The organism is Pseudomonas sp. HPB0071, from assembly GCF_000478505.2.
Classification (GTDB): Bacteria; Pseudomonadota; Gammaproteobacteria; order Pseudomonadales; family Pseudomonadaceae; genus Chryseomonas; species Chryseomonas luteola.
In genome coordinates, this window is the sequence record NZ_KI517368.1 from 693,225 (window position 1) to 702,283 (window position 9,059).

7 protein-coding genes and 1 pseudogene are annotated in these 9,059 nt (G+C 53.7%); 5 read left to right on the forward strand and 3 right to left on the reverse strand.

The genetic code is table 11. From position 1 onward, the window contains the following. The first annotated feature begins 342 nt into the window (after positions 1-342). Positions 343-1,107 carry a meso-2,3-butanediol dehydrogenase gene (locus tag HMPREF1487_RS22645; protein WP_010799097.1) on the forward strand — a complete coding sequence of 255 codons (765 nt, stop codon included), beginning with the start codon at positions 343-345 and terminating at the stop codon, positions 1,105-1,107. 137 nt (positions 1,108-1,244) lie between these two features. Here the strand turns inward: HMPREF1487_RS22645 and HMPREF1487_RS27815 are convergent, their stop codons facing one another. Continuing rightward, the gene (locus HMPREF1487_RS27815; protein WP_218186947.1) at positions 1,245-1,397 is read right to left on the reverse strand and encodes a hypothetical protein; all 153 of its coding nucleotides are present in this window, start codon (positions 1,395-1,397) and stop codon (positions 1,245-1,247) included. Positions 1,398-1,740: 343 nt separating this feature from the next. On the opposite strand from HMPREF1487_RS27815, the gene HMPREF1487_RS22655 reads away from it, so the two are divergent. Continuing rightward, the gene (locus HMPREF1487_RS22655) at positions 1,741-3,126 is read left to right on the forward strand and encodes a PepSY-associated TM helix domain-containing protein (protein WP_010799099.1); all 1,386 of its coding nucleotides are present in this window, start codon (positions 1,741-1,743) and stop codon (positions 3,124-3,126) included. Positions 3,127-3,278: 152 nt separating this feature from the next. Then, positions 3,279-4,295, forward strand: coding sequence for a hypothetical protein (locus tag HMPREF1487_RS22660; protein WP_010799100.1), 1,017 nt, complete (start codon positions 3,279-3,281; stop codon positions 4,293-4,295). A gap of 88 nt (positions 4,296-4,383) precedes the next feature. Here HMPREF1487_RS22660 and HMPREF1487_RS22665 read toward each other — a convergent pair whose 3' ends face one another. Continuing rightward, complete coding sequence (locus HMPREF1487_RS22665) at positions 4,384-4,620, reverse strand: hypothetical protein (protein WP_010799101.1); 237 nt, start codon at positions 4,618-4,620, stop codon at positions 4,384-4,386. 1,405 nt (positions 4,621-6,025) lie between these two features. Between HMPREF1487_RS22665 and HMPREF1487_RS22670 the strand changes: the two genes are divergently transcribed. Together HMPREF1487_RS22670 and HMPREF1487_RS26980 are read left to right on the forward strand one after the other, a co-directional pair. Continuing rightward, entirely contained in the window at positions 6,026-7,249 is a 1,224-nt protein-coding gene (locus HMPREF1487_RS22670) for an MFS transporter (protein ID WP_010799102.1), read from the forward strand. A 409-nt stretch (positions 7,250-7,658) separates the two neighbouring features. Further along, positions 7,659-7,838 (forward strand): annotated as a pseudogene (locus tag HMPREF1487_RS26980) (sodium:proton antiporter); the annotation flags it as partial. Positions 7,839-8,014: 176 nt separating this feature from the next. Here HMPREF1487_RS26980 and HMPREF1487_RS22675 read toward each other — a convergent pair. Further along, positions 8,015-8,884 (reverse strand): HD-GYP domain-containing protein, encoded by an 870-nt coding sequence (locus tag HMPREF1487_RS22675; protein ID WP_223198360.1) that lies wholly within the window; start codon positions 8,882-8,884, stop codon positions 8,015-8,017. Positions 8,885-9,059: the final 175 nt, after the last annotated feature.

Genomic DNA, 9,059 nt, shown 5'->3' on the forward strand with positions numbered 1-9,059 from the left:
GTAATTTATTGCATGCCGTTTCGAGTAGAGGCGTTGTCGGCGCGACATGTAATCGCGGCATTGAACCTGCCCAAGCGATCAAGTGAACGACATAGCATTGAGAAATCAATAATGAAGGTTTGCATAGACGACGTCTAAGTGACTCTCGAAGCACTAGCGGGCCGCTTGTGTCTCATTCGTTGTGTTCTCGATAAGCATCGCTTGTAAAGTGGTATGCGTGCCCTCGCCAGAATGTACTTTCTAACTAGCGATCGCTTGGCTCTGCAATGCACCTCCTGATGAACTTGGGTTTGCTGCTGCGGTTCTACTGGTGCATACCTTCCATGATCCAGAGAGGCTGACATGACTCGTTTTACTAACAAGGTGGTGCTCGTGACAGGGGCAGGATCGGGTATTGGTGAAGCAACTGCCAAACGATTTGCGGAAGAGGGCGCTAAGGTCGTGCTGGTGGGCAGAACGACCGAAAAGCTTGAGCACGTGGCGCGTACGCTTCCGGCGGATAGCAGCTACATCAAGACCGCTGATGTCTCGGACCGGATTCAAGTAGAGCAGCTGATCGCGGATGTCATCCAGAAGTATGGCCGCCTGGATGTGCTGGTAAACAATGCGGGTACGGTGGCCCAGGGCAAGATTACCGAGGCTGATGTCGACGACTGGCGCAAGGTCATGTCCACCGATTTGGACGGTGTGTTTTATTGTAGCCGAAGCGCCTTGCCTGAGCTGATCAAGCAGAAGGGCTGCATCGTCAATGTCTCCTCGGTCTCAGGCCTGGGCGGTGACTGGGGGATGAGTATTTACAACGCGGCCAAAGGGGCAGTGACCAACTTTACCCGTGCCTTGGCAATGGACTTTGGTGAAGAAGGCGTCAGGGTCAATGCCGTATGCCCCAGTCTCACTAAAAGCGAGCTGACGGAAGATATGCTTGGCAATGAATCGCTTATGGCCAGCTTCAGGGAGCGGATTCCGCTGGGTAGACCAGCCGAGGCCGAAGAGGTCGCTGATGTCATTGCGTTCCTGGCCAGTCATGATGCCCGTTTCGTAAACGGCGTGAATCTCCCTGTCGATGGTGGGCTCTCAGCCTCCAATGGGCAGCCCAGACAGGCCTGATTTCTTCAAAAGCCGGTGTTGCGCCATGTGGCCGCAGCCCGGCGTCTACGTACGGTATTGCTGTATATCCACCGTTCGACAACAAATCCCGCATCTGGCCTGTGTTTGTCATCAGTGCTAAATTGGTTGGTATGAAGTCAGTTCGAGCCCATTTTACTTCTCTTGCCTGGATGCTGGTTGCCGCCGTCCTGCTCAATGGTCTCGCCTGCAGTTTTGGTCACAGCATCATGCATGGCCAGACATACCGTCTCCCGTTGCCCCACGAAACGACGGTGGAGATGGACCATCACGCACATCACCATGCTATGACCGCCGCGCCAGATATGCACCAGGGCAGTATGCCCATGGTTGACTCATCTCATGATTCAGCTATCAAGCAGCTTGCCATGAGCGATTGCGCCTTCGCTGGTACGCTTCCACTGGCGCTCATGGTTTTCACGGCGCTGAGCTGGCTGCTGCGTCATAAACGGCAACGCCTGTATCATCTGGACGCCGGTTGTCGACGACCTCCCCGTGACGCATTTCCCTGCCTCAATCCCCGCGCGCCCTGACAGCCACTGGCGGCATTTACTTACTAACCCTTAGTTGGCGGCAGCCATGTGTTGTCGTCGTGCTTAGCCGTGGTGAATTCTCATGTCAGGTTCTTCGCCAGCGTCGGTCCAGAATAGACCGGGCGCGTTTATCCAGTTACTCAAACGACTGCACTTCTATATCGGGCTTTTTGTTGGTCCTTTTCTTCTCGTGGCGGCGCTGAGCGGTATTGTCTACGCTTTGACCCCTCAGCTTGAGGACTACCTTTATGCCGATGCCCTGCATACGGATAGCCAGGGTGCTCCTCTCAGCCTTGCCGCCCAAGTGCGTGCGGCCCAGGCAGCGGTAGATCCGTCCTCTCGCATCACTGCCGTACGCCCTGCGCCTGCAGCCGGTGATACTACCCGGGTGATGTTCAACGCGCCGGGCCTAGGCGCCTCCGAGAGCCGTGCCATCTTTATCGACCCGGTGACCGGTGAGGTCAAAGGCGATATGAAGGTATACGGGACGAGTGGTGTCCTGCCATTACGTACCTGGCTGGATCAGTTTCACAGGGGCCTTCTGTTGGGTGATGTAGGCCGAATCTATAGTGAGCTGGCGGCATCCTGGCTATGGGTCGCCACCTTGGGCGGCTTGGTGCTATGGGCGTCACGACGGAGTCGTACGCGTGGTAAGACGCCGGCGGGTCTACGCTCTCTGCATGGGTCCACAGGGGTATGGCTGCTGGCAGGGCTGCTGTTCTTTTCGGCCACGGGGCTGACATGGTCACAGTATGCAGGGAGCAATATCGGCATTCTGCGTGCATATTATGGATGGTCGACGCCTGTTGTTTCAACGGAGCTGGATAGCTCAACCGCCATGAAGATGCCCATGGACGAGCATGCCGAACATCATATGCACATGGATAACATGCCAAAGATGGAAGCGGTTGATCCCGACGTGTTTGATCAGGTGATGGCCGCTGCACGTACCCAGCACATTGACGCTGCAAAGGTGGAAATCAAACCTGCCATACAGCCGGGAAAAGCCTGGACGGTTAATGAAATCGACCGTCGCTGGCCTACTCATGTGGATGCGGTTGCTATCGATCCCGGCTCCTTGGCGGTGGTGGATCATGTCCTGTTTGCTCAGTATTCTCTGCCAGCCAAACTGACCCGGTGGGGTATCGATGCGCATATGGGGGTACTTTTCGGCCTTGCCAATCAGCTGTTGTTGATTGGATTTGCGGGTGGCCTTGTGGTCATGGTGGTTTGGGGATACCTGCTCTGGTGGCGTCGTCGTCCGACCTTTAATGATATTCCTCAACCGAGTCTTATCGATGCATGGCGTGAGCTGGGCCTGGCTCAACGAATCCTGGCGATTGTGATCTCAACAGTACTGGGGATCTGTCTGCCTGTATTAGGCGCCAGCCTGCTTGTGTTTCTAGCGGTGGATTTCATTCTGGGCTTCAAGGCTTCGTTTTCAGATCTCAAGCAAAGGCAGCTGTAGTACAAGGGAGAAAAACGCTGGCTGCACCGTGAGCGGTTAGCGTTTCTCCTCTCCAGTTCGCGTACTGCCAAAGCTGTCAGGACGATTAAGTAGGAACCCGAAACTTAAATTGACCACACAGGCAATATCCTATTTGCTCTGTGGAGGCTGATATGTCAGTAAAAGTGCTTGGGCCCGCTGAGCCAGGTTTTAGCCTTGGCAGCAATGATTATGGCCCAACGCCCGGGCTTAACGGTGGCCTGGCTCAGCCATACGGCGGACAGGTTAATTTCGGTTCGCCTTCTGAGCTTGCCAGCCAGGGAAGAGAAGTTACATTCGGCAAGGCTGGGGCTGGTCATTCCCCAGGTGGCGTCCAGGGAGCTAACGAAGAGGATTTGATGGCATTGGTGCGTGACCTGGTGCAGCAAATCCTTCAGATGATTGCGCAACGGTTACAGCAAAATCAGAATGACACGGGAGCATCCTCTCAGGACCAAAGTAAGGGTAGGGAGGTAGGAAAAGCCACCGCACCAGCGGCTGGTAGTCTGGAACAACCTTCTGTAGCTTCTGGCCCTGCTGTAACTCCCGAAACTGACCCGCAAAAGGTAACGTCTGCAAACCCAGCCAGTAGTGACGGGCCCACTGCCGGTAGCGGTCCGCGTGCATTCAATATAACCAATACTCAGGACCATCCGATCAAAATAGGCCAATTCGATAAGAACGAGCAGTTGACCGCTGAGCTAACGCTTGAGCCAGGGCAGACAGGCGTTATGAGATTCGAGGACGATACCACTGGACTGCTTAAGCAGGCGGATGCAGACGGACATTACCGCCCTGATGCCAGCCGGCTGGAATTCTTCAACGGCTTTATCAATACCAGTGACATCGATGGCCGAAACGCTTCGATCCATGCCACGGATAACAAGGGATTCGAGATTGGTGATAACAAGAGTATTGCTGACGCTGCGCCCAGCAATATCGTTACAACCGATTCTGCTGGTAACAAGACCATTGCTGGCTTCTACGATGGTTCGACAGAAACCATGAATAAAGGCGGCCAGTTCATGACCGAGAAGCTCGGTACAGGCATGACTTACATGCACCCTGATGATGATCGTCTGCCCACTGGCCAGAATCCGATGCGCCATACTGACTCGATGACATTGGATGTCACGTTTGGGAAGCCATAAATAAAGTCGGTGACGCACCGTGTGGCGATATACAAGTACAGAAAGCCCGAGGTGCCTAGGGCTTTCGTTAGATCTTTTGCAGACAGTGCTAACGACGACGATTCAAATCTCTCAGGCCAAACCAGAGCACCGCCTGGGTGCTAAAGCCGATAATCAGGACAAAAAGCCCAACCGCCATGAACGTCCAATGAGATGAAGCGTAGCCCAAGCAAACAACGACCGCCGCTACGATGCCAATGAGCAAAGGGATGCGGCTGAACCAGAGAGCTTCGTGATGAACTCGGGATTCAAGCATGGCAATCATTTCTTCCCTGTTTCTGCGCATTGGTGTCTACCTGTTTTACTAATGCGGAATGTGGCTTCCATGAGTATAGTCAGCATTTGCATTAACGCAGGCTGTCTAGCCGTACGTTTTACCTTTACGACCCACGGTCTAATAGAACTTAGTGCCCGGCAGGCACAGTGCGGACACATGATGCTTTAAACACATGCTTTGGAGTGGAAGAAGCAACGCGGCCATATTCCATTACAGCATCGCAGCGGCGTCTTTCCTCGCTAGGGCACCCTAGAGCAAACGCTTTGTTGATTATCCCTCATCCTAAAGAGGACACAACGTTCTGTCTTTAAGGTAGGTCGTTCAATAACGGCATCTGAGAAACTAGGTTCCCGATACAGCAGAGTAATAGTTTGAGGCTCCGCGAGTAATAATTCACTTACGGAAGGCGGGTCGCTCCTGATCCGCCTGCTGGATACCAATCTTGTATCCGAGCTGCGCAAAGCCGAACAGGGCATTCTGGTACGAGAGCCGATTTGAGGTTTATACAAGAGGTCATTTCCCGTTCAGCTGTTGATTAAAGGCGGCGTGTCTTAGAAGAACCTTGGAAACCTCATGCTGACCTACTCCTTTGTATCGATTATTTACTTACCTTTACCGTTTCTAACGAACTTCTCATCCCCCTAATTGAGTATCTTTACCGTGCTAGCGGTCCTGCTAGTAAGTTGAAGCTAGGCCTTTAGCCTGGATGGACGTTGTACTGTCTTATTCCTCTCAGAACAGATATCCGTCCGGGCTATTTTTCAGCTCGCCTCTAATAGCCCGTGCTATTGCAACGCTTCTACTTTGATATCGGCTCGGTATTTCTTGGTTTAGAAAAGGGTTGCAGTCTGACAAACAGCTATACCGTTTAGCCGGTCCTGTAGTGATACAGCGTTTTACGGCTGTCTATTAAAAGTACTTTCAGAAATGGGTAATCGTTCTTTGCAGGAGGTGTGGCATGCGCATACAAAGCAGGTTGTTGCAGAGAATATTGAAGAAGATACAGGCTGGGATGTCGGCCTTGGGTAGTTTTGCCTTACTTGCCCTTTTTACGATAAATCACTGATGTGAGACCTGCTAAAAGAGGCTCAGCGTCTTGTAAAGTGATCCTTCATAAAGGACAGGATGGTAGCCTCAATCGATCCCAACTGATGTGCCTGTGATGGAGCGGTGTCGTGGCTCTGGTCCGGGTAACGTCTTGAGCACTGAATTGATCCGCCTCGCTGGTGCCAGTGAGGCCTTCCTGCCGGTCGTCTTTCATACTGGATAGGATGTGGCTTTTAAGGTGCCGTATTTGCCTTGCTTATAAGTAAACCGCAACCGGACCTGCACACTGTTTCGAATTGTATCTAGATACCATGCTTACGAAATGGCACAGTACGGTACCAAACAATGAGTATAACGAGTACCGTTCATGTCCGTGCCTACTGCCCAGGCTGACACTTCCATCCGTTCAGCCTCTGCCGCCAATCCCCTTGTGATGAGCATTGTTTTCTCTTGCGCGCTCGCGCACCTGATCAATGACCTTATCCAGTCGGTTCTTCCGTCCATCTATCCCATGCTGAGGGAAAATTACGGCCTGACCTTTACCCAGGTAGGGCTGATTACGCTGACCTTTCAAGTCACAGCCTCTTTGCTGCAACCATGGATTGGTTTCTATACGGATCGATATCCAAAACCGTTTCTGCTTCCGGCTGGTGCTGTCTGTACACTGATAGGCATCCTGATGCTGGGTTTTGTCGATACCTTTTCGACCATACTGGTAGCCTCGGCGCTGATTGGGGTTGGCTCATCCACCTTTCATCCTGAGACCTCGCGGGTTGCCCGTCTGGCTTCCGGTGGCCGCTTTGGTCTGGCTCAGTCTTCTTTCCAGGTAGGAGGCAACGCAGGAACCGCCGTAGGGCCATTGCTCGCTGCAGCGATCATCATCCCTTTTGGTCAATCCAATATCGTGTGGTTCGGCCTGTTCGGATTCTTTGCCATCGGCGTGCAATATCGGCTTAGCCTCTGGTATCGGGGCCACTTAAATACGGCGGGGAAAAAGAAGGGACGTGAAGCTACGCATGGGCTGTCTCGCCGCCAGATCACGGGAGCCTTGGTCGTCCTGGCCTTGCTGGTTTTCTCCAAATATATCTACATGGCCAGCATCACCAGCTATTTCACGTTTTATCTGATCGAGAAGTTTCACTTGTCGGTGGCCAGCTCCCAGCTGCATCTGTTCCTGTTTCTGGGCGCAGTGGCAGCAGGTACGTTCTTTGGTGGTCCCATTGGCGACAGGATCGGGCGCAAGGCGGTAATCTGGTTTTCCATTCTGGGGGCCGCGCCGTTTACGTTGGCCATGCCGTACGTTGATCTCTTCTGGACCAGCGTGTTGAGCGTGATTATTGGATTTATCCTGGCGTCGGCCTTTTCTGCCATTGTGGTCTATGCCCAGGAGCTGGTGCCTGGCAACGTAGGCATGATCGCCGGTGTATTCTTTGGGCTTATGTTCGGCTTTAGTGGTATTGCAGCCGCAGCGCTGGGCCATCTGGCGGACCTGCGTGGTATCGAGTACGTCTACACGCTGTGCTCATTCATGCCGCTCTTGGGCATTCTTACGATCTTTCTACCTTCCACCCAATCTAAACGCACGCATTGAGCCGACATCTAACGTACTCCAAGGGGCAACCTGCTTGCCTCTTGGAGTCGCTGAGTTTGTTCGGCCCTAACTAGAGGTTTTGGCTAGCTTTTTATTGCTTTTCTTTTTGGAAATCCCTGTAGTCAAGATAACCAACAAAAGCAAACATGACAACGCTCAAAATACCTATCGCAGCGTAGTTTGTTCCAATCTTCATCTTTATAAGGAAGTAAAGGCTGCTCAAGCCTGAACCCGTACGCGGGCACGGAACCTAGCATTGTCCATCAAACTATTACCCATACCGAAAGGATGCCATTAACATCCTGTAATGAAAGGACATTTTTTTAGCCAATCAGTAAGGGTGAATGAAAGTCCGGCCAGTTATGCTCATATCTAGCGGTTGAATACTGGACACGTTAGAAGGAGTTCTATGGAGCACAACATTCCCCTTATTACGACGATTGCTGCGGGACTTGTTGTCGCGTTGATACTGGGCTTTTTGGCCGAAAAGATGCGAATACCCGCACTGATTGGTTATTTGTTGGCAGGCATTTTCATTGGCCCTTCCACACCCGGTTTTGTTGCTGACATGCACATCGCCTCGGAGCTTTCCGAGATTGGGGATGTAAGCCGGAACCCCAGAAATTTCCGTCACCCTAGTTGGGTGGGCTCAACACTCGTGTCACCAGCTACCTTCTGGAGAATCGAGCTCGGCCATCCCTCCCTGGACGGGCATCGCTCGACGATGTTCAACGGCTCCCTCACGGGGCCGTCGTTTTGTGGGGGCTATTCCATCCACAAGTCGTCGAGGTTCTTGAAGTTCCAGAGCGTCGGGTCTTCGGGGCCAGTGATACTGTCCTTGCAACTCGTGGCCGCCAGGTCGATGGTCTGCATCGGGATCGGCTCTCTCGAGCGTAGCGAGAAGAACACGCGAACCTTGGGAGTCAGCAGTGATTCCATTCCCGGCTCAACGACAACGGCCAGACGCTGAGAGGACAGGCGAACCAAGGAGCCGACGGGGTAGATGCCCACGGCCTTGACGAAGGCGTGGAAGATGCGTTTGTCGAAATGGCCCTCCCACTTGGCCATCTGCCGCATCGCCGCGGACGGGTCCCACGGCTTTTTGTAGGCTCGCTCCGACGTCACGGCATCATAGACGTCGCAGATTGCGCCCATGCGGGCCAGGAGTGAAATGGCGTCACCGGCCAAGCGATCCGGGTAGCCGGTTCCGTCGATCTTCTCGTGATGGTGCAGGGCAATGTCCACCACCCCGGGCTCGGCCCCGCCTGCGCGCAGCATCTTTGCGCCCTCCACAGGGTGGCGCTTCATGATGGCGAACTCGGCATCGGTGAGCTTGCCTGGTTTGTTAAGCACTTCCAGCGGCATCGCGGCCTTGCCTAGGTCGTGCATCAGTCCGCCGATGCCAGCCAGGCGCGTTTGCTCCTCGTCTAGATCGAGATGCCGGGCCAGCGATAGCATCAGGGCGCAGACGGCAACCGAGTGCAGGTAGGTGTAATCGTCGTGCGTTTTGATGCGTGCGACGCTGATGAGGGCATGAGGTTGGCGCAGCACCGAGGCAGCGATTTCTCCGACCAGCGGCAACGTCGTGCTTGGGTCGACGGCCTTGCCAAGCCGGGCTTCCTGGAACATGTCCATGACTTGGGACTTGGCCGCAAGACAGAGTTTCCGTGCATAACACATTTCGCTCTCCATTGAGGTTGCGCCGTCACTTTTCTTGCTTAGTGGACTAGACGGCAGAGATTGCTCCTCCGACAATTCTCTGGGCTCTGGGCTCTGGGCTCTGGGCTCTGGGCTCTGGGCTCTGGGCTCT

Coding starts and splice junctions, on each gene's coding strand:
- HMPREF1487_RS22660 (WP_010799100.1), top strand. CDS start 3,279: ATGTCAGTAAAAGTGCTTGGGCCCGCTGAGCCAGGTTTTAGCCTTGGC.
- HMPREF1487_RS22665 (WP_010799101.1), bottom strand. CDS start 4,620: ATGCGCAGAAACAGGGAAGAAATGATTGCCATGCTTGAATCCCGAGTT.
- HMPREF1487_RS22655 (WP_010799099.1), top strand. CDS start 1,741: ATGTCAGGTTCTTCGCCAGCGTCGGTCCAGAATAGACCGGGCGCGTTT.
- HMPREF1487_RS22670 (WP_010799102.1), top strand. CDS start 6,026: ATGTCCGTGCCTACTGCCCAGGCTGACACTTCCATCCGTTCAGCCTCT.
- HMPREF1487_RS22645 (WP_010799097.1), top strand. CDS start 343: ATGACTCGTTTTACTAACAAGGTGGTGCTCGTGACAGGGGCAGGATCG.
- HMPREF1487_RS22675 (WP_223198360.1), bottom strand. CDS start 8,884: ATGGACATGTTCCAGGAAGCCCGGCTTGGCAAGGCCGTCGACCCAAGC.